Genomic DNA, 20,301 nt, shown 5'->3' on the forward strand with positions numbered 1-20,301 from the left:
GGTTACTCTTTTGTGATTGCAAACGTGATTTTAGCACACAGGCCACCTTGTGCTTTATTCGATAGCGATAAAGTACCGTTATGAGCCGTAATCGCATTTTTTGCAATGGCTAGGCCTAGTCCTGTGCCACCACTTACACGGTCTCGGGCGTCAGACTGACGAAAAAAAGGTTCGCATAATTTACTGAGTTGTTGCTCTGGTACGCCGGGGCCATCATCACAAATCTCTATATTTATGGTATCGGTGCAATTGAGCTTTAAAGCAATGCTGTTATTGGCGTATTTAATTGCATTACGTAGTAAATTTTCTAATGCGCTGGCTATGAGCGCTTCGTCGCATTTAAAGTTAATATCGGCGTTACCTGTGACGACTAGCTGCTTATTATGTTGTTTTGCCTCAAATTGGGCGTCGTTAATCACGTGGTTGAGAATGATTTGCAGCGGTTGATATTGCAACGATAACGCTTGGCTTTTAGCTTCAAGGCGAGAAACTTGCAATACATCAGCAATCATTTTATCTAGTTGATTTGCTTCTTTTTCTATTCTAAGTAGATAAGATTGACTGGCATCGTTAGCTTGTATTTGCGCTAAGCCAGTAGCCATTTTTAAGCGAGTTAATGGCGAGCGTAATTCGTGTGAAATATCAGCGAGTAGGCGTTTTTGTGCACTTAATAGTTGCTCTAATTGGTTTGCCATCGCATTAAAGTCACGTCCTAATATACCTAACTCATCGTTACGTGACGTTGGTATTTTTGCTCGGGCGGTTAAATCACCACCGGAGAGTTTAATGGCTGCTTTTTTTAAGCTATTAATCGGCGCAATAATATTTCGGCTAAATATAAAACTTAAAATAAGCGAAGCAATAACAGCAATGCTTACTTTCATCCAGTTAGGCATTATTTTTAAGCTAAGTAATAACGGCGGTTGGTGTTTTATATCTATTTCGTAGATATTGTAGCTGCCATCAAGTAGCTCAAGGTGAATAGGGCCATAGGCTTGATATTTATCACTAAAGATAACTTGCGCAGACATTTGTTTTGTAAAATTTAGTAAGCTTAAATCAATATCTTTGGGGATATCAATATTGGTATAAACATCATCTGAGTGATTACTGGTGATATATAAAAGTTTTCGTTTAGCGTATCTAGGGTGTGCCAATACTTCACTTAACGTGCGTTTATGTTTTACAACAGAGCGCTCGATGCCTTTGGCAGTATAAATCAGGTTTTTTTTCATTGGCCCGTTTAGTGGCTCGTTCATAACTAAATTAGTGGCTGTTAATTGGCTTAAAAAAACCAAGGCAGCGACGGTGCTAATTAACGTTAACCAAAACCAAATAAATATTTTAAAAAACAAATACTGTGTCGGGTGTTTTAGCCATGCAAAATAGTTTGTATTATTCTCCTTGTATGAAGACATAGCCTGTTCCTCGCATGGTTTTTATACGTTCAGTTTTGATGTGCTCTGCAATTTTTTTTCTTATATTACTAACATGCATATCTATAGAGCGGTCGAATGAAGCTAGGCGACGACCTAGCACTTCTTCACTTATTTTTTCTTTGCTGACAACTTCGCCTGCATGTTTACACAATAATGTAAGCACTTCGTATTCGGTACCTGTTAACGTTAATGTATGCTCATCAATACTCGCTTCACGTGCAGCTGTATTAATCGTAAGGCCATTAATATTTAATTTATTATTAGCAGGGGCACTGCTGCTTAAGGTGTTTATGTGTTCAATACGGCGAGTTATGGCTTTAACACGAGCAAGTAACTCTCGGTGGTTAAACGGCTTAGGGATGTAATCATCGGCACCAAGTTCTAATCCAAAAATACGGTCAAAGTCTTCCCCTTTGGCTGTTAGCATTATTACTGGGGTTAATTTACTAAGGCGTAATTGCTTTAATACTTCGAAGCCATCCATACTCGGTAACATCACATCAAGTAAAATAAGGGCGTAATCGTTATCTTGCGCCAGCTTTAAGCCTTGTGCACCATCATGTACTGCTTCTACTTCAAAGTTTTGTGTACTTAAGTATTCACTTAGTAATTCACATAAACCAGTATCGTCATCAATCATTAATAGTTTCATTTACAAGCCCTTATCTAATTATTTAAGTCATATTTTACGTGTTATATAAGGTAAAAGTGAATCTTTACATAACCTTTACACTGCTTTGCGTTACTTTGCATTGCACGCGGTATAGTTAACTCACTAACTGATTAACAGCAACAACTAAGTAAGGTAATGATTATGACAAAAGTAAATACACTTTCAAAATTAGTATTAATTTGTGGCTTAGCAACGGCTGCTTTAGGCGCTGGTAGCGTATTCGCAAAAGGCGGTATGCATGGTAAAGATCACTCACCAGCGCGTTTCTTACTCTCTGAACGAGGTGCTGAAAAATTAGACCTAACTCAAGAGCAGCAAGATAAACTAACCGTTATTTTTAATTCTCAAAAAGATAAGCTTAAAGCTTTGAAAGGTGATAAAGAAACACGTAAAGCAGAGCGTCAAGCACATAAAGCTAAAATGGATGCATTATTATCTGGCGCGACGTTTGATGAAAATGCAGCTAAAGAATTACTGGCCGAGCGTCAAGCTAAAGGTGAGCAATTTGCGCTGATACGCCTGCAAACTCAGTACGAAGTGATGCAAGTGTTAAATGCTGAACAGCAAGAGAAAATGGCTAAAATGAAAAAACGTAAAGGGAAAAAAGGCCATAAAAAAGATCGCAAAAAAAGCGACCGTGAAGATAGCTAATTAACCCCAACACAATTTAAACAACCAAAATAAAAAACGTGGGCTTGCCCACGTTTTTTTTTGCTAAATTTATCTTATTGAAAGAAATCATCGTTTTTGGCCATCATCGCCTCGATGTCTTCAATCATATCTTGGTTGATTTGATCGGTGGCAGTGATAGGGCTTGAAATTTTATTATTTTCAAATGACCATTCACCTAAGTCTATAAGTTGACAGCGCTTTGAGCAAAAAGGGCGATGCGGACTGTTTTCAGACCATTCAACGTTATTTTTACATGTAGGGCAATTTACAACGGTTGTCATACGTACTCTTTATTTATTTTAAGCATTAGTTACACGGTTTATTTCAGCAAGAGAGGTTAGGCCGTCGGCGGCTTTTTGTAAACCCGATAAGCGTAAATTATTAAAGCCGGCTTTTAATGAAACCTCTGCTATTTCTAACGAATTTCCTCCGCGCATAATGATTTCGGCTATTTCTGGCGTTATTTGCATCACTTCGTAAATACCAACTCGACCTTTGTAGCCATCGGTACAGCTTTCACAGCCTTTTGGCTCATACAGTGTCATTTCTGCTATTTGGCTATGATTAAAACCTTGGCGAAGTAGCTCTTCTTCAGGTAGATTTTCGGCTGATTTACATTTAGGGCATAGTCGTCTGGCAAGTCGCTGTGCAATGATTAAACTAATCGAGCTGGCAACGTTATACGCAGGAACCCCCATATTAAGTAAACGGGTAATTGTTTCTGGTGCTGAATTTGTATGCAGTGTAGACATAACTAAGTGACCAGTTTGTGCCGCTTTAATTGATATTTCTGCGGTTTCTAAGTCACGTATCTCACCGACCATTACCACGTCAGGATCTTGACGTAAAAACGCACGTAATGCATTAGCAAACGTCATCTCGGCTTTAGGATTAATTTGTACTTGGTTAATGCCTTCTAAGTTTATTTCTACCGGATCCTCGGCTGTACTTATATTTCGCTCAGGCTGATTGAGAATATTTAAACCGGTATATAAAGAGACGGTTTTACCAGAGCCGGTTGGCCCTGTAACTAATATCATGCCTTGAGGTTGTGCTAAAGCATCCATGTATAATTTTTTTTGCTCGGCTTCATAGCCTAAAATATCGATGCCTAGCATTGCGCTTGATGAATCAAGAATACGCATTACTATTTTTTCGCCCCACAAGGTCGGCATAGTACTGACACGAAAATCGATACTTTTTCTGTCTGATATTTTAAGTTTTATACGGCCATCTTGTGGTTTTCGTTTTTCAGCAATATCTAATCGAGACATAACTTTAATACGTGCCGATAATTTTGTTGCAAGGGTATTGGGTGGGCTAGCTACTTCATGCAATATGCCATCGATACGAAAACGAATACGGTATTTATGTTCATATGGTTCAAAGTGTAAATCCGATGCGCCTTTTTTTATCGCATCCATTAAAATTTTATTAATGTAGACGATAATTGGTGCATCGTCTTTTTCTTCTTCATGACTGTGAGTGTCACTTGGGCCTTGTGTATCTAAATCTGCAAATTCTTTAAACTCATCGTCAGAGATATCTAAACTGCCAGAAGCATCAAGTAGTTGATCAATTTTTTGTTCTAATTGTTGATAATCAACCACGACAATTTCACACGATAACCCTGTACTAAATTCAAAGTTTTCGAAGGCGCCGTAATCAGTCGGATCTGATGCGGCAATAAATACTTTTCTGCCTTTTTGTACTAGCGGTAAAATATGGTGTTTACGAATAAGCTTTTCTTTAACAAGGTCGCTTGGGATCCGTGATGTGTCAAAATCTTTTAAATCAAAAAATGGGACGCGAAATAGCTCAATGCATTGCTCAGCTAAATCAATACTTTCTATTTTGGCGCATTTAGAAATAAGCTCAGCGGTCGAGGTGAAATCTTGTTGCTTGGCTTTAACTGTGTCTGCATCAATGCGGCCAAGAGTGATAAATTTTCGAAGTAACGGCGAGTTTGTATTCATTGCGCACCTGTTTTATTTCTATAGTAGCGTTTAATTTATCAGAAAAAAGTAGGGTGGGGAATTCCCTTTTATTATTCTGCATATTAACTAACGCTAATTGTTATTTTTATTAAAGGCTAAACGTTTTCTTTATAGCATTTAGCGTAGTTTAAGTACTGTTGATGTAAAGTTAATAACTCTATTTTTACAGTTTCTAAGCGCTGACTATTATCTAATATATCATCTGCTTTTTGTTGTTTTTGTTCTCGTGACATTTGCGATTTAATAATACTTAGTGTTTGCGCTAAGCTGATTTTATCACGTGCCATGGTACGTTCAATTTGCTTTTCTTTAGGTAGGTCTATTAACAAGGTATGTTGGCAGTGGCGATTAAGCTCATTTTCAAATAATAATGGAGCGACTAACACACTATAACTACTTGTTGTGGTGTTAAGTTGAGTTAATAACTGTTGCCTAATAAGTGGATGCAATAGCTTATTTAAAGTGTTTTTTTGCTCATCATTTTCAAAAATAATATTACGAAGTTCGGCGCGATTTAAACAGCCATTGGGTAATAAAATCGCTTTGCCGAAATGTGCTGTAATTGCAGTTAGGCCTTCACTACCGGGTGTAACAACATCGCGTGCCACAATATCTGCATCAACAATATTAACGCCTTGTGATGCGAGTATATTACTCACTGCTGTTTTACCGCAGCCTATGCCTCCTGTTAACCCTAATACCCAGTTTTTTACTGGGTTATTTAATTGCTGCATGTGTTATTAACCTATTAAGCCAAAGTAATATGCACTTAACGAATCGCCCCAAATTAAGGTTATCCAACCAGCAATGGCTAAGTAAGGGCCAAATGGAATTGGAGTGGCTTTATCTTTACCTTGAATACTCAATAATAAAATACCGATAATTGCCCCTACAATACTTGAAAGCAAAATAATGGTCAGTAATGCTTGCCAGCCTAAAAGGGCGCCAAATACAGCAAGTAACTTAAAGTCGCCATAACCCATGCCTTCTTTGCCGGTTAATAATTTAAATAGCCAAAATACACTCCATAAACTCATGTATCCACAAGCCGCGCCAATAATTGCGTCGGTGGGCGAAACCGTATAACCAAGTACCGAAGCAATTAATGCTAACCATACTAAGGGGAGTGTTAGCTGATCGGGCAGCAGCATATGATCAATATCAATAAAGGTGAGGGCAACTAATACCCAGGTAACAAAAATATATAATAGAGCGAGCTCGGTGGCACCAAAGTAATAAGCAATGGCGGTACTAAAAGCGGCTGTTAAGGCTTCAACAATAGGGTAGCGTGGTGATATTGGATTTTGGCAATTAGCGCATTGCCCCTTGAGCAGCACCCAACTAATTATAGGAATATTTTGCCACGGCTTTATTGCCGATTTACATTTAGGGCAAGTAGAATTAGGTTTTACTAGATTAAAAGGCTGCTGAGGTTTTTGTTTTTCTGATTCACCTTTAGAGGCTAGCTCATCGGTTAATAACATTCGGCATTCACTTTGCCATTCACGTTGCATCATAACGGGTAAACGATAAATGACCACGTTTAAAAAACTGCCTACGCACAGGCTTACTAACCCTACGGTAAGTAAAAAAAACCACTGCTGCGCTTGCATTACTTCAATAATACTTTGCATTAAAAGCCCTAAAATATACGTTTTAAAATAAATGTTTTTGTTTATTTATTAATAGGTGTATAGCGACAAGTAGATACCGAGTAAATTCTAATAGCTATACTATAACTATAATTAAATAACTGAACCCAGTTGGAAAATTGGTAAGTACATTGCCACAATTAAGCCACCCACTAACACCCCGAGTACAGCCATAATTAATGGCTCTAATAAGCTCGAAAGACCATCTACTGCATCATCGACTTCTTGCTCATAAATAGTCGCCACTTTAGCTAACATGCCATCGAGTGACCCCGATTCTTCACCAATGGCCACCATTTGAATCACCATATCGGGGAATATTTTTGAATTACGCATCGCCCAGTTCATTTGGTTACCCGAGCTTACTTCGGCTTTTATATCTAAAATTGCATAACGGTAAACGGCATTACCCGAAGCGCCAGCGGCAGAGTCAAGTGCATCTACCAAAGGTACACCAGCAGCAAAAGTGGTTGATAAGGTACGTGCATACCTTGCTACAGCCGCTTTATTTAAAATCATGCCTATAACAGGAAGCTTTAAAATAGCGCGGTCGACCGCATCTCTCAGCGCTAAGCTTCTTAATTTAGCCTCTTTAAATATAAAGCTAAAAGCGAACATGGCTAACAGAATAATCCACCAATATTCTTGCATAAACTCCGATATACCAATAACAAACAAAGTAAATGCAGGAAGCTCCGCGCCAAAACCAGCAAAAATATCCTGAAATTGCGGAACAACAAAAATAAGCAAAATAGAGGTAACAATACCCGCAATCACTAATACTGAAATAGGATAAAACATTGCTTTTTTAATTTTTGATTTTAACGCCTCAGACTTTTCTTTATAAAGGGCGACACGGTCAAATATTTTATCAAGAGCGCCCGATTGCTCACCCGAGGCAACTAAATCGCAATATAAATCATCAAAATAACGAGGGTGTTTTTTTAGCGCAAGGGATAAGGGTTGACCCGCTTTAACTTCATCAGCAATAGTGCCCATTAGCTTACCAACACTTTTATTAGGCGTACCAGAGCCTATCATTTCAAGCGCTTGTATTAAGGGGACGCCCGCCATTAGCATAGTGGCAATTTGTCGTGTTACTAAGGCAATATCTTTAGGGGTAATCTTTTGTGTGCTGGCAATCCCAAATAATGGTTTAGGTTTACGTTTAACTTTAGAGGGGGTGATCCCCTGTTTACGTAATTGCGCTTTAACAATAGCAATACTTGTACCTGACAATTCTCCTTCTAGGCGCTTTCCGCGAGCACTTACACCGACCCACTGGAAGATATCGATTCCTTTGTCTTCTTGTTTTTTTGCCATTGTTATATTCCTATTGCAATAATGGAGTACGGTATAAAGTCAGTACAAACAAGCACTGATATTTAATTGTTTAGAGTATATCAGTTTCATTAGCATATACTAAACACCTGATTTGAAGCATAAATAAAGCACGTAATTTGTTTAAAGTTCCCGCTGCCCTATAGACCAAAAACGAGGGGCTGGTGTATACCCTTGTGCTGGGTCAATGGCGTTATACAGGGTCAGAGCACTGTAAAGGTAAAAAGCCCAAGTAATCATAAATATTAAAAATAATACCAGTTTCACTACGTTATTTATTTTAATTATCGTTACCGTTGGGCGATACACACGGCCTAAAAGTGCGCCCCAAAAAATAATTAATAGAGTTTGTGGGATTGGCATAACATGCACCCCTGAAAAAAGAGAATACATGGCGGCACAAGATAATGAATAAGCCAATGTTATGGTAACTTTATCATTACGGTGTGACTTTATATAATGCGTAGTTGCTTTATAAGTAAAATACACTACTCCGATAAAAGTAATAAGTGCAGTTGCACCCCATTCATTAAGTATTTCAAAAAAAGAGTTATGTGGGTGCTTAGCTGGATTAAACGTTATGTCGTAAATACCAGGCCCATGACCAAAGAAAATATTTTGAAAAGAAAAATCAGCTAAAATTTCTAACCACATACGGACACGACCCGATGAACTGGTGCGCATTGAGGCTGTATATTCTGGGCTTACAATATACTCTAATGTAATGTATGCGAGATAGCTCAACAGCAAACATAAAAAGCCTTTAAGTATATTCTTTCTTAATTGGGGCGTAAAATAAAAAGAGACTATGGAAATAAAAATCAAGGAAAGTAGTGCCCCCCGAGCTCCGCCAATAAACATGAGTAGTAAATTGAGTATTAAAATAAAAAATACAACCCGTTGAATTTTTTGGTAACTTAGCAAAAAAACTAAAAAGGGCAGTACGAATACCTGTACCTGATTGAAAAAACGGATATTGTTAAAACCACTATAAATGACAGTCGCGTTTAATGGCTGCTGTTCGTACACCGTAAATAATATTTTTAAAAAACAATAAAGTACCAATATAGAATGTGCTATTACTAAAGCATAAATTAACGGTAAAGTTGCGTGCTTTATTGATAGGTTGGGCAATAAGAAAAAAATAAGCAGTGTTATGTGTAAACAGTAAAACAGGCTATAAACAGGCTCCTTGCTAATGGAGGCTGAAATTATTCCGACAGCGGCAAAAATAGCAAAAAAAGGAACAAATTTACTATCTAAAGCTAAGGGCTTAGTGGAATTAGTAAAACAAAACTTATATACAACTGAACTCGATAATAATAATACAAGAAAAATTTGACATATGCGTTGATGGTTATAGTTATCGTAAGAAAAAATGGGAATAACAGGGAGTAAAACAACAAAGAAGAAAGAGATTATTAAAAGAGGAATATATTGAGAAAAAAAACGAATATCTTTATTCATGCAAAACCTAAAAAAAGCAAGCGCCCTGAAGGGCGCTTAGAATATGTATAAGGCTATATTAGCTACCTGCTGGACAGCTTTTTGGTGCTAACGAATCATCACCGGTAATATTACCTGTTTTACAACTCCATGCACCCGTTGCATTATCTCTTGTCCAAGTGATAGTGGCATCTGTTACTTGTGATGGTGCATTTTGAATAGTACAAACTATAGTTGTAGCGGTTGCAGTAATATCACAGTTTTGAGTTTCTGTTACTTTAATGCTAGTTAGATCACTTATATCTGAGATTGCTTCACCGTTGTTTTTCTTAATTTCAAACTCTGTTTTTGCACCTGTAATTTCAGCTAAACCGGCGGTTAGTTTAGACGAAGCTTGATAATCAGAATAAGCAGGTAATGCTACTGCTGCTAAAATACCGATGATTGCAACTACAATCATTAATTCGATTAGGGTGAAACCCTTTTGCGCTTGTTGTGTCATTTTATTCATGTATATCTCCTAGAGGATAATGGGTTGTAATACAGTGAACTAAAACCTTTTTTATGTTAATTAATTTTAGTTGAGTTGTATTACAGTTTTCTTAAAATAATTACTTGTTTTGCGTTATTCGACAATAAACTAATAGTGCATTAATTGTTGAAAATCATAACAATACTTGTGTAAACATCCTGTATGTAACCACTATATTGTTAGTAGTATGGGTTTCACATTTATAAAAACTTACTATTAACTAAATTATACTAGCAGTGAAATTAGTCTATCATTATTTATTATTAACTTTAATCACTTTTATAAGAATATAAAAATAATTTTTAACATCAAATAACAAAGTAAGTCTTTAGGGTTATTAAAGTGTTTTTTTTAACCTTTGTCAATGCAATAAAAACCATTAAATAATTAAAAGCAGGCTATTTTTGCTTAAACCGCATCGATAAATCGATAGATTGTAAATTTTTTGTTAGTGCTCCGCTTGAGATAAAATCAACCCCAGCCTGCGAATAGGCTTTTAACGTGGCTAATGTCATATTGCCAGAAACCTCTAACTTAGCGCGCTTATTGGTTACGACCACAGCTTGTTTAATTTGTTCAACACTAAAGTTATCAAGCATGATGATATCGGCCCCTGCGGTTATCGCTTGCTCTAACTCGTTTAGCGATTCAACTTCTACTTCAACCGCTTTTGATGGGTGGTTTAGTTTTGCTTGCTGTACTGCATTGGCAATCGAGCCACATGCTGCAATATGATTTTCTTTAATTAAAAAGGCATCAAACAACCCTATGCGATGATTTGCACCACCACCACACTTAACAGCATATTTTTGTAAAACACGTAAACCAGGAATGGTTTTTCGAGTATCTAAAAGTTGTGTGTGTGTACCGGCTAACTCTTTTACATATTGAGCTGTTGTTGTTGCCGTACCTGCTAAAGTTTGTACAAAATTTAAGGCGGTTCTTTCTGCTGTTAATATGGCACGAGCAGAGCCCTTGGCTGTAAATAAGGTTGCATTGGCAAGCACCGTGTCGCCGTCATTAACGAGTATCTCCACTTCAATCGTGGGATCAACCTGTTTGAATACTTCGATAATGATGTCTTTACCACAAAACACACAATCTTCTCGAGTAATGACTATCGCATTAGCTTGTTCAGTACTTGGAATCAGTTGTGCGGTAATATCACCTTGTTCGGCACTTTGTTGATCTAAATCTTCATTTAAGGCCAAAGTCACAAGTTGGCTTATCAGGTTACTTGGTAACGACATGCTAAAAGCTCTTTATTTATAAGAAATTATTTAAAATTTTACTATGTTTAATACTTAATTAGAAGGGCAAGTAAAGCTTGGGCATATTAGCGCTGCGCTATGATTATGCTATTAAATCTATTAATATAATTACTATCGATATTTTAAGGCTAAATATAATGCAGATTGATTCTCGAGGTTTTATAAATACAGCGCTCCAGCGTGCGTGCCGTTTTTATAATGAACGTCCTGATGAAAATGATATTAGCTTATTAGTTATTCATAATATTTCTTTGCCGGCGGCGCAATTTGGTACGCAATATATAGACGATCTATTTATGGGCTGCATCGATAGTCAAGCTCATCCTAGCTTTGCTGATTTAAAGGGAGTAGAAGTATCTGCTCATTGTGTTATTAAACGCACGGGGGAGCTTATTCAATATGTGCCTTTTAATAAAAGAGCCTGGCATGCAGGCGTGTCGCAATATAAAGGGCGCAATGGGTGTAACGACTTTAGCATTGGTATTGAGCTAGAAGGGTGTGATGACGTACCCTATACAGCAAAGCAATACACCACTTTAATTACGCTTACTCAAGCAATATTAAAACAATATCCTAAAATAAATACAGATCATATTGTCGGCCATTGCGATATTGCTCCAGGGCGCAAAACAGACCCCGGTATCAGCTTCGATTGGACTTACTTTTTTAACCATTTAAAAATTCAAGCAGGCGAAAAATAACATGATTTTAATATCAATAATTATTGCACTTATTTTAGAACGGTTAGGTGCGCGCTCGCCTTATTGGCAAATTAGTTACTATGGTGATGAGTATTTATCTCGTTCGCAAAAATCTTTAAGTGATAACGGTTTATTTAATTCGCAAGTCGGCTTTTTAATTTGGTTGTGCTTACCGGTCATTTTTGTTGCCGGCGTATTTTTCTTTTCTGATTTTGTATTGTGGCAATTAATTATCAATATTGTTGTTCTTTTAATATGCTTTGGCTGCGCTAAGCATAGGGCATTATATAAGTCGTATTTAAATGCACTTACACGTGAAGATAATACGGCAGCCTCTCTGTATGCTGAGCAGCTAGGGCAAAAAAAGCTTGCCGAAGACTCAGGTGAAACTTTAGGGCAGACTTTAGCGTGGGTTAATTTCAGATTTTATTGTGCCGTTATTTTTTGGTTTGTGGTTCTTGGCGTTGCAGGAGCTACCTTGTATGCAATTATCCGTACTTATAGTGATTTAGCACGTAATAATGACAATGTTATTTTTAGTAAACATTATAAGTTATTACAGCGATTGCTATTTTGGCTCGACTGGTTACCTGCGCGTATTGCTAGTTTTGGCTATTTAGTGATAGGTAACTTTAATAAAGGCACCAGTTGCTGGTTACGTTATGCATTAGATTTTAACAGCTCAAACAGACAAATTATTACGTGTACAGCACTTGCCGCAGAGCAAATTGAGCAACAGCATTATGGCTGCGCTTACGAAGCCACGTGTATGATTAAACTGGTTAAACGTAATGTTTTATTTTATTTAGTGTTAATAGCACTACTTACTCTATTTGCTGGTTTAGCTTAATAACTCAACTCTGGTCAGACCAATTTTTTTAGATGATTTTAGCGCGTAATTATATGAGTTTTGTTGCTATATCATCTTGGTAATAAATACGTTAGGCTACTGCTAATGCTAAATTAGCGCTGAATTGACACTAAACAGGGTTTTTGATAACGTATGTGAAATTTTTGGTATTACCAATTTACCTTTTTGGTAAAAGTTATTACCTAAAACGCTATTTTTTACATGTTATCGCTTACGCAACTTGGATGTTGATTAATGTCGTTAAAGATTAAAGCAGCAAAATTATCAGATGTTATTTTACAGCAACTTGAGAATATGATTCTTGAGGGATCGTTAGCGCCAGGCGAAAAGCTACTCCCAGAGCGGGAATTAGCCAAACAGTTTGAAGTATCGCGACCTTCACTACGCGAGGCAATACAAAAGCTTGAAGCAAAAGGCTTAGTAACGCGTCGCCAAGGTGGTGGTACTTATGTTAAAAACCAACTCGAAGAAGGGCTTACCGACCCTCTATTTGATTTGTTAAGTAAACATCCCGAATCGCAATTTGATTTACTAGAGTTTCGCCACGCCTTAGAGGGAATAGCGGCTTATTATGCTGCATTACGTGGTACAGAAAATGATTTTATCAAAGTACAGCAAAGTTTTGATAAAATAGCGCTAGCAAATGACGATTTACACAAAAAAGCAAAAGCAATTAATGCCTTTCATTTTAGTATTGCTGAAGCATCACATAATGTGGTGCTTTTACATTTAGTGAGAGGGATGCAAGCGCTGCTTGAGCAAAATGTATTACAAAACTTAACGGCTTTACTTCAAAAGCCAGATATTCGTAATCAATTAGCTCAACATCGGCACTTGTTAATGGATGCAGTTACTCAAAGCAATCCAGAACGTGCTCGTTTAGCTAGTAATGCACACTTAGCGTTTATAGAAGAAGCATTACTTGAAGCGGGCAAAGAACATTCGCGAATTGAACGTAGTTTAAGACGCACTAGGCAAAATTAAGCAAGTACACCAATATTTATTCACACTGCATATCTATTGATTGTATTAAAATAACCAACATTCGTATTTTAAACATAAGGAAACCTCCATATGTCTGAAGTCAATAAATTTGACGTAGACGCGCTAGAAACACAAGAGTGGTTACAAGCTCTTGAATCAGTTGTGCGTGAAGAAGGTGTTGAACGCGCTCAGTATTTACTTGAGCAAGTGTTAGAGCAAGCCCGTTTAGACGGCGTTGATATGCCAACTGGCACAACAACTAACTACGTTAATACTATTCCGGTAGATCAAGAACCAGCTTACCCTGGTGATGTAAATCTTGAGCGTCGTATTCGCTCAATTATTCGTTGGAACGCGATTATGATCGTTCTACGTGCATCGAAAAAAGATCTCGACTTAGGCGGCCATATGGCGTCTTACCAATCATCAGCTGCATTTTATGAAGTGTGTTTTAACCACTTCTTTAAAGCACCCAATGAAGTAGACGGTGGTGACTTAGTTTATTACCAAGGTCATATTTCTCCAGGTATCTATGCCCGCGCATTTGTTGAGGGGCGTTTAAGTGCCGCTCAGCTAGATAACTTCCGTCAAGAAGTAGATGGTAACGGTTTACCTTCATACCCACACCCTAAGTTAATGCCTGAGTTTTGGCAGTTCCCAACGGTATCTATGGGTTTAGGTCCAATTGCTTCTATTTATCAAGCTCGTTTCTTAAAATATTTAGATGGTCGTGGTCTTAAAGACACCAAAAACCAGCGCGTATATGCGTTTTTAGGTGATGGTGAAATGGATGAGCCAGAATCACGTGGTGCAATTTCGTTTGCTGCGCGTGAAAAGCTAGATAACCTATGTTACTTAATTAACTGTAACCTACAGCGCCTAGATGGCCCAGTAATGGGTAACGGTAAAATCATTCAAGAACTAGAAGGTCTGTTTAAAGGCGCTGGTTGGAATGTTATTAAAGTTGTATGGGGCAGTGGTTGGGATATTTTACTTGCAAAAGATACCACCGGTAAGCTTTTACAATTAATGAACGAAACCATTGATGGTGATTACCAAACATATAAAGCGAAAGATGGTGCATACGTACGTGAGCATTTCTTTGGCCGTTACCCAGAAACAGCGGCATTAGTTGCCGATATGACTGATGACGAAATTTTTGCGCTTAAGCGTGGTGGTCATGAGCCATCAAAACTATACGCTGCATTTAAAAAGGCCGAGCAAACAAACGATCGTCCTACTGTTATTCTTGCTAAAACTGTAAAAGGTTACGGCATGGGTGAAGCAGCTGAAGGTAAAAATATTGCTCACCAAGTTAAGAAAATGGACATGAGCCACGTTGAACATCTACGCGACCGCCTAGGTTTACAAGACTTAGTATCTGAGGATCAACTTAAAGATCTTCCTTACTTAGAGCTTGAAGAAGGTTCAGCTGAGTATAAATACTTACATGCTCGCCGTGATGCATTAAAAGGTTACACGCCAACGCGTATTCCTAACTTTACTGAAAAGCTACAACTACCAGAAGTATCAGCGTTTAAGCCGCTACTTGATGAGCAAAAACGTGATATATCAACCACAATGGGTTTTGTTCGCGCACTAAATATCTTATTAAAAGATAAAGGTATTGGTAAAAATATCGTACCAATTATTGCCGATGAAGCACGTACCTTTGGTATGGAAGGTTTATTCCGTCAAATTGGTATTTACAACCCACATGGTCAAAACTATACACCACAAGACCGTGACATTGTTTCTTACTACAAAGAAGCAACTTCGGGCCAAGTATTGCAAGAAGGTATTAACGAATTAGGTGCAATGTCGTCATGGGTTGCTGCTGCAACATCATACAGCACTAACGATTTACCAATGATCCCATTCTACATTTACTACTCTATGTTTGGTTTCCAACGTGTTGGTGACATGGCATGGATGGCAGGCGATCAGCAAGCACGTGGTTTCTTATTAGGTGCTACAGCAGGTCGTACTACCCTAAACGGTGAAGGTTTACAGCACGAAGATGGTCACAGCCACATTTTGGCTAATACGGTTCCAAACTGTATTTCTTATGATCCAACTTATGCGTTTGAAGTGGCTGTTATAGTACAAGATGGTATTCGTCGTATGTACGGTGAAGCTCAAGAAAATATTTACTACTACCTAACGTTAATGAACGAAAACTACGCTCAGCCTGCTATGCCAGAAGGCGCAGAAGAAGGTATTCGTAAAGGTATCTATAAGCTAGAAAGTTATGCAGGCAAAAAAGCCAATGTACAACTACTAAGCTCAGGTACTATCATGACTGAAGTACGTAAAGCAGCGGCTATTTTAAGTGATGATTACGGTATTGCGTCAGACGTATACTCAGTAACCTCATTTAACGAATTAACACGTGATGGCCAAGATGTTGAGCGTTTTAATATGCTTAACCCTGAAGGCGAGCAAAAAACACCATACATCACTAGCGTATTAAATGACTCGGTAACCGTTGCGGCAACCGATTACATGAAAAACTACGCAGAGCAAGCACGTTCGTTTATACCAAGCAGCAACTACAAAGTATTAGGGACTGATGGTTACGGCCGTTCTGATAGCCGTGAAAACTTACGTCGTCACTTTGAAGTAAATGCAGGATACGTAGTTGTCGCTACATTATCTGAACTTGCTAAACGCGGTGAAGTTGAAAAGTCAGTTGTTGTTGAAGCGCTTAAAAAGTTCAACATTGATACTAACAAACTTAACCCACTGTACGCTTAAGAGGTTTCGCAATGACTATTGAAATTAATGTACCAGATATCGGTGGCGATGAAGTTGAAGTGACCGAAATTCTAGTAAGTGTTGGTGATACGGTAACCGTAGATCAATCACTTTTAACTGTTGAAGGCGATAAAGCTTCAATGGAAGTACCTGCTGCGCAAGCCGGTACAGTAAAAGAAATTAAAATCGCAGAAGGCGATACCGTTACTACCGGATCATTAATCATGATTTTTGAAGGTGAGTCGGCATCTGCTGAAGTTGCTGAGTCGGCACCTGCTCCAGCAACACAAGCAGCGCCAGCAACGACTTCTGCAACAAAAGAAGTTACAGTGCCTGATATTGGTGATGACGAAGTTGAAGTAACCGAAGTTATGGTTGCTGTAGGCGACGTGGTTGAAGAAGAGCAATCTATCTTAAACGTTGAAGGCGATAAAGCCGCAATGGAAGTGCCTGCACCGTTTGCAGGTACTGTAAAAGAAATTAAAGTAGCCACTGGCGACAAAGTAAAAACAGGCTCATTAGTGTTTGTTTTTGAAGTTGCTAGCAGCACCTCTGAAGCACCAAGTGCAGCAGCACCGGCTCCAGCAGCATCAGCGCCTGTTGCAGCAAGTACACAAGAAGTAAATGTACCAGACATTGGCGACGACGAAGTTGAAGTTACCGAAGTTATGGTTGTCGTAGGCGATGTGGTTGAAGAAGATCAATCAATCTTAAATGTTGAAGGTGACAAAGCGGCAATGGAAGTACCAGCGCCGTTTGCAGGTACAGTTAAAGAAATTAAAGTAGCTACTGGCGACAAAGTAAAAACAGGCTCATTAGTGTTTGTTTTTGAAGTTGCCGGAAGTGCGCCAGCTGCGGCACCCGTCGCTTCGGCTCCTGCTGCAGAAAAACCTGCACCAGCTGCGGCACCGGCTCCAGCTGCACAAACCCCAGCAAGCAACGAAAGCTTTGAAAATAACAGCGCATATGCTCATGCATCGCCTGTGGTTCGTCGTTTAGCGCGTGAGTTTGGAATTAACCTAGCTAATGTTAAAGGGTCTGGCCGTAAAAACCGTGTAGTGAAAGAAGACGTGCAAAACTATGTTAAAAACTTAGTGAAGCAAGTTGAATCGGGTCAGTTGTCAGCGGGTAAAGGCAATGCAGGTGGTGGTGAGCTGGGGTTAATTCCTTGGCCAAAAGTAGACTTTGCTAAATTTGGCGAAGTTGAAGAGAAAAAACTATCTCGCATTCAAAAACTATCAGGTGCAAATTTACACCGTAACTGGGTGCAAATCCCGCATGTTACACAGTTTGACGAAGCCGATATCACAAGCCTTGAAGCATTCCGTAAAGAGCAAAATGCTCTTGCTGAAAAGAAAAAGCTAGGTGTTAAAATTACGCCATTAGTATTTGTAATGAAAGCAGCCGCTAAAGCATTAGCTGACTTCCCTACATTTAACTCATCGTTATCACAAGATGGCGAAAGCTTAATTCTTAAAAAGTACATTAATATCGGTGTGGCTGTAGATACACCAAACGGTCTGGTTGTGCCTGTATTTAAAGATGTTGATAAAAAAGGCATTATCGAACTGTCTCGTGAGCTAATGGAAGTATCTGTTAAAGCACGTGATGGCAAGTTAACGGCATCAGATATGCAAGGTGGTTGTTTTACTATTTCAAGTTTAGGTGGCATTGGCGGTACCGCATTTACGCCGATTGTAAATGCACCAGAAGTTGCTATTTTAGGTGTGTCTAAATCTGAAATGAAGCCAAAATGGAATGGTAAAGACTTTGAACCTAAGTTAATGGTTCCACTTTCTATGTCATACGACCATCGAGTAATTGACGGTGCATTAGCTGCACGCTTTACTGTAACGCTTGCAAGCTACATGAGCGATATTCGTCAGTTAGTCATGTAGTTGACCTAGGTTAAAAAAATAGAATCAAATCCTAGCCAGTTGTTTTTAGCTGGGATTTTTACCATTTGCAATGATACACTCTCAGTATACTTGCAAAAATTTGTGTATTGCTCTGATTTTCTGCCTTGCAGAAACATGGCAGTTAAATTTTAGGGCATTGTCCCGTTCAAACAATTAAGGTAATAGCATGAGCAACGAATTAAAAACTCAAGTTGTCGTACTAGGCGGTGGTCCTGGTGGTTATTCTGCGGCTTTCCGTGCTGCTGACTTGGGCTTAGAAGTAACATTAGTAGAATCTCGCGATACATTAGGCGGCGTATGTCTTAATGTAGGTTGTATCCCTTCAAAAGCACTTTTGCACGTAGCTAAAGTTATTGATGATGCTGCAGAAATGTCATCGCACGGTGTTACTTTTGGTGCACCACAAATTGACCTAGATAAAATCCGTTCATGGAAAGACTCTGTTATTGGTCAATTAACTGGCGGCTTAGACGGCATGGCTAAAATGCGTAAAGTTAAAGTTGTTTACGGTTACGGTAAATTTACTGGTAGCAACACTTTAGCGGTTGAAGGCGCTGAAGGTAATACAACGATTACTTTTGACAACGCTATTATCGCTGCAGGCTCTCAGCCAGTTAACTTGCCTTTCATCCCACAAGATGACCGTGTAATTGACTCAACAGGCGCACTAGAGCTTAAAGATGTACCTGAAAAACTACTTGTATTAGGTGGTGGTATCATTGGTCTTGAAATGGGTACGGTTTACCGTTCATTAGGTTCAGCAATTGATGTTGTTGAATTTGCAGACCAGTTAGTACCAGCAGCTGATAAAGACGTTATCAAGATTTACCAAAAATACGTAAGCAAAAAGTTCAACGTTATGCTATCTACTAAAGTAGTGGCAGTTGAAGCGAAAGATGATGGCTTATACGTTACATTTGAAGGTAAAAACGCACCAGCAGAACCAGTACGTTACGATAAAGTACTTGTTGCCGTTGGCCGTACACCAAATGGTAAATTACTAGATGCTGACAAAGCGGGCGTTAATGTTGATGAGCGTGGCTTTATTAATGTTGATAAGCAACTTAAAACAAATGTTGATCACATCTTTGCCATTGGTGATATCGTTGGCCAACCTATGCTTGCGCATAAAGCGGTTCATGAAGCACATGTTGCAGCAGAAGTTATCTCTGGTCAGAAACATTTCTTTGACCCGAAATGCATTCCTTCGATTGCCTACACTGACCCTGAAATTGCATGGGTAGGTGTGACTGAGAAAGAAGCAAAAGAGCAAGGCTTAAAAGTTGAAACTGCGGTATTCCCATGGGCAGCATCAGGGCGTGCAATTGCATCAGCACGTACAGAAGGTCAAACTAAGCTTATCTTTGATAAAGAAAGTGGTCGTGTGATCGGTGGTGCTATGGTCGGTATTAACGCAGGCGAAATGCTTGGCGAAATTGGCTTAGCAGTAGAAATGGGCGCAGACGGTGAAGACTTAGCGCTTACTATTCATGCTCACCCAACATTGAACGAATCAATTGGTCTTGCGGCTGAAATATTTGAAGGTTCAATCACTGATTTACCAAACAAAAAAGCAGTTAAGAAAAAGTAATTTGTACTTTTAAAGATTGTTTTAAAAACCCAGCATTTGCTGGGTTTTTTGTTATTTTGTATATGAGCGTTGGTTTTGTTTTTGGTTAAAGCTAGTGATCAAGACATTTATGCACAAAGAGACGCTTCACTAATGAGACGCTGCGCTTTAGAGTAATGATTCAGTGACTAGAAGGTGTTTTTCACTTCTCATTTACTCTCATTTTCTTCTCTTTGTGAGCATTGGTTTTTGTCTTTGGCTTTTTAAGTAATTAAGTAATTAAGTAATTAAGTGATTATTTGCACAAAGAGGCGCTTCGCTTTAGAGACGCTGCGCTTTAGAGTAGTGATTCAGTGACTGAAGGTGTTTTTCACTTCTCATTTACCCTCATTTGCTTCTCTTTGTGAGCAATGGTTTTTGTCTTTGGTTTTAAGTGATTAAAGCTAGTGATTAAGACATTTATGCACAAAGAGACG

Annotated in this window: 17 protein-coding genes; 7 read left to right on the top strand and 10 right to left on the bottom strand. The window is 38.6% G+C overall.

Annotation, left to right across the window (positions count from 1 at the left end; translation table 11 throughout):
* Positions 1–2: 2 nt before the first annotated feature.
* Positions 3–1,418, bottom strand: coding sequence for an ATP-binding protein (locus J8L70_RS05790; RefSeq protein ID WP_211054589.1), 1,416 nt, complete (start codon positions 1,416–1,418; stop codon positions 3–5).
* The gene (locus tag J8L70_RS05795; protein ID WP_211054590.1) at positions 1,396–2,091 is read right to left on the bottom strand and encodes a response regulator transcription factor; all 696 of its coding nucleotides are present in this window, start codon (positions 2,089–2,091) and stop codon (positions 1,396–1,398) included. Before J8L70_RS05795 ends, J8L70_RS05790 begins: the two co-directional genes overlap by 23 nt.
* A gap of 162 nt (positions 2,092–2,253) precedes the next feature.
* Here J8L70_RS05795 and J8L70_RS05800 point away from each other — a divergent pair, with 162 nt between their 5' ends.
* Positions 2,254–2,763, top strand: coding sequence for a Spy/CpxP family protein refolding chaperone (locus tag J8L70_RS05800; protein WP_211054591.1), 510 nt, complete (start codon positions 2,254–2,256; stop codon positions 2,761–2,763).
* Positions 2,764–2,837: 74 nt separating this feature from the next.
* Here the strand turns inward: J8L70_RS05800 and yacG are convergent, their stop codons facing one another.
* From yacG to nadC, 8 genes are all read right to left on the bottom strand, one after another.
* Positions 2,838–3,065: a DNA gyrase inhibitor YacG gene (yacG, locus tag J8L70_RS05805; RefSeq protein ID WP_211054592.1), complete on the bottom strand. Its 228-nt coding sequence runs from the start codon at positions 3,063–3,065 to the stop codon at positions 2,838–2,840.
* A gap of 18 nt (positions 3,066–3,083) precedes the next feature.
* Positions 3,084–4,760 carry a type IV-A pilus assembly ATPase PilB gene (gene pilB, locus J8L70_RS05810; RefSeq protein WP_211054593.1) on the bottom strand — a complete coding sequence of 559 codons (1,677 nt, stop codon included), beginning with the start codon at positions 4,758–4,760 and terminating at the stop codon, positions 3,084–3,086.
* A gap of 116 nt (positions 4,761–4,876) precedes the next feature.
* Positions 4,877–5,515, bottom strand: coding sequence for a dephospho-CoA kinase (coaE, locus tag J8L70_RS05815; protein ID WP_211054594.1), 639 nt, complete (start codon positions 5,513–5,515; stop codon positions 4,877–4,879).
* Positions 5,516–5,521: 6 nt separating this feature from the next.
* On the bottom strand, positions 5,522–6,415 hold the full coding sequence (locus J8L70_RS05820; RefSeq protein ID WP_211054595.1) for an A24 family peptidase: 894 nt from the start codon (positions 6,413–6,415) through the stop codon (positions 5,522–5,524).
* Between the two features lie 111 nt (positions 6,416–6,526).
* Entirely contained in the window at positions 6,527–7,756 is a 1,230-nt protein-coding gene (locus J8L70_RS05825) for a type II secretion system F family protein (protein WP_211054596.1), read from the bottom strand.
* A 141-nt stretch (positions 7,757–7,897) separates the two neighbouring features.
* Positions 7,898–9,241, bottom strand: coding sequence for an O-antigen ligase family protein (locus J8L70_RS05830; RefSeq protein WP_211054597.1), 1,344 nt, complete (start codon positions 9,239–9,241; stop codon positions 7,898–7,900).
* A gap of 58 nt (positions 9,242–9,299) precedes the next feature.
* The gene (locus tag J8L70_RS05835) at positions 9,300–9,731 is read right to left on the bottom strand and encodes a pilin (RefSeq protein WP_211054598.1); all 432 of its coding nucleotides are present in this window, start codon (positions 9,729–9,731) and stop codon (positions 9,300–9,302) included.
* A 419-nt stretch (positions 9,732–10,150) separates the two neighbouring features.
* Positions 10,151–11,002 carry a carboxylating nicotinate-nucleotide diphosphorylase gene (nadC, locus tag J8L70_RS05840; protein ID WP_211054599.1) on the bottom strand — a complete coding sequence of 284 codons (852 nt, stop codon included), beginning with the start codon at positions 11,000–11,002 and terminating at the stop codon, positions 10,151–10,153.
* A 158-nt stretch (positions 11,003–11,160) separates the two neighbouring features.
* Here nadC and ampD point away from each other — a divergent pair, with 158 nt between their 5' ends.
* The 6 genes from ampD (at position 11,161) to lpdA (ending at position 19,846) form a co-directional block, all read left to right on the top strand.
* Positions 11,161–11,724, top strand: a complete 564-nt coding sequence (gene ampD, locus J8L70_RS05845) for a 1,6-anhydro-N-acetylmuramyl-L-alanine amidase AmpD (protein WP_211054600.1) — start codon at positions 11,161–11,163, stop codon at positions 11,722–11,724.
* A gap of 1 nt (position 11,725) precedes the next feature.
* Positions 11,726–12,574, top strand: coding sequence for a beta-lactamase regulator AmpE (gene ampE / locus J8L70_RS05850; RefSeq protein WP_211054601.1), 849 nt, complete (start codon positions 11,726–11,728; stop codon positions 12,572–12,574).
* 255 nt (positions 12,575–12,829) lie between these two features.
* Positions 12,830–13,579: a pyruvate dehydrogenase complex transcriptional repressor PdhR gene (gene pdhR / locus J8L70_RS05855; RefSeq protein WP_211054602.1), complete on the top strand. Its 750-nt coding sequence runs from the start codon at positions 12,830–12,832 to the stop codon at positions 13,577–13,579.
* 90 nt (positions 13,580–13,669) lie between these two features.
* Positions 13,670–16,336 carry a pyruvate dehydrogenase (acetyl-transferring), homodimeric type gene (gene aceE, locus J8L70_RS05860; protein ID WP_211054603.1) on the top strand — a complete coding sequence of 889 codons (2,667 nt, stop codon included), beginning with the start codon at positions 13,670–13,672 and terminating at the stop codon, positions 16,334–16,336.
* An 11-nt stretch (positions 16,337–16,347) separates the two neighbouring features.
* Positions 16,348–18,234, top strand: a complete 1,887-nt coding sequence (aceF, locus tag J8L70_RS05865; RefSeq protein WP_211054604.1) for a pyruvate dehydrogenase complex dihydrolipoyllysine-residue acetyltransferase — start codon at positions 16,348–16,350, stop codon at positions 18,232–18,234.
* A 187-nt stretch (positions 18,235–18,421) separates the two neighbouring features.
* Positions 18,422–19,846 carry a dihydrolipoyl dehydrogenase gene (lpdA, locus tag J8L70_RS05870; RefSeq protein WP_211054605.1) on the top strand — a complete coding sequence of 475 codons (1,425 nt, stop codon included), beginning with the start codon at positions 18,422–18,424 and terminating at the stop codon, positions 19,844–19,846.
* Positions 19,847–20,301: the final 455 nt, after the last annotated feature.

This window comes from Pseudoalteromonas sp. MMG010 (genome assembly GCF_018100905.1).
Taxonomy (GTDB): Bacteria; Pseudomonadota; Gammaproteobacteria; order Enterobacterales; family Alteromonadaceae; genus Pseudoalteromonas.